Raw genomic sequence first — 1,282 nt, forward strand, 5'->3', positions numbered from 1 at the left:
TCGAGTAATTTCTACCATCAATCAATGAAAATAATTTCGATCAATCAATCAGTAAAAATCCACACAAGTTGTTCTTCATAATCTCTTAATGATCTTCTTAATGCTTCGTCAGCAAATAAGAAACAACACCAAACAACTCAAAACCTTATGTTTATCACTGTCTGCGTTGGTATGCAGCGTATTCTATAGAGTTTCAAAACAAACACAAGCCCCTATCATAGAAATTTCTATGATATTGCGCTTGAGTGTATATTTTTTAAACTAAAAGCAATTTATTGCTTATTTAAAGATCAATATATCCGTATATTTTGCTTTATGAAAGACGAATTTTATAATTCTTGGTGATTTTTATATTCTTCAATCTAAAAAGCCCGTAATTCAACGGACTTTTCGAATTATAAGAATACTAATGAAGTTATGAAAGTGGCTTTAGTTTGCTTGCTCAGCCAACCAACTCATGAATTTTTGTCGTTCAGCTTTACTAGCCTTCTGCCAAAGCTGAATTAATTGTTGATCTGCCCCATTTTCATTAATAGTCACATTTTTCGAAGCCGCTACAGGAGATACTACATTCGTTGGCTTTACTGCTACGGATTGTGCATAAACAGGTGCCGGTTGATTTTCTGGCACAGCTTCTTTCTTCGTAAAATCTACAGCATTACCCAATACACCATTGGAGAAAATCGATTTTTGTTCTTTCTTTGCCCCCGCTTGCTGAACTAGTAATTGATTAGATTTGTCATACAAACCAAATATCGGTTGGTCTTTATATTTTTGCGCAGCATCAAAATCTTTTGGTGCATTGACTAGACCCAAACGATACTCTTGACCATCAATCAGTGCTGGAGTACGAATAGCGGCCACACCTGACTTTAAAATATCGTGAGAATTATCAGCATGTTGAAAAAATTCGCTATAACGTACCGTTAATAGGTTTTCACCTGCATCAAGCTTATACTTCTCCGTAGATCGAAATAAACCACCAGTAACTTCTTGATCATTAACTGCAACTATTTTAATTTCTTCCGGAACAGTCAAAGTTACAGCTGCAAATCCGGCACTACTTAACATCAGCGCTGCAGCAGCAACAGTTAATCTTAAAGTCATCATTATCACTCTTTATCAATTATTTAGTTTCGAATGCACTATGCAATTCATATATGACAATCTTATGACATCTAACAATAAGCCTCTTTCATAAATCAAAAAACGAACAGTCTCTTGCTGATTATTTGTACCGAAGAATTTTAAATATTCATGCATAATCTGCGGATGAAATACA

Annotated in this window: 1 protein-coding gene; it reads right to left on the reverse strand. The window is 34.6% G+C overall.

The window, feature by feature from the left end:
- Positions 1–429: 429 nt before the first annotated feature.
- Positions 430–1,107: a DUF2057 domain-containing protein gene (locus tag AC25JC_RS17290; protein ID WP_180133200.1), complete on the reverse strand. Its 678-nt coding sequence runs from the start codon at positions 1,105–1,107 to the stop codon at positions 430–432.
- Between the last annotated feature and the right edge of the window lie 175 nt (positions 1,108–1,282).

The sequence above is a fragment of the Acinetobacter sp. P37 genome, assembly GCF_057480965.1.

What these genes read in the sequence shown, in the direction of transcription:
- AC25JC_RS17290 (WP_180133200.1), bottom strand. Translation starts at nt 1,107, where the DNA reads ATGACTTTAAGATTAACTGTTGCTGCTGCAGCGCTGATGTTAAGTAGT.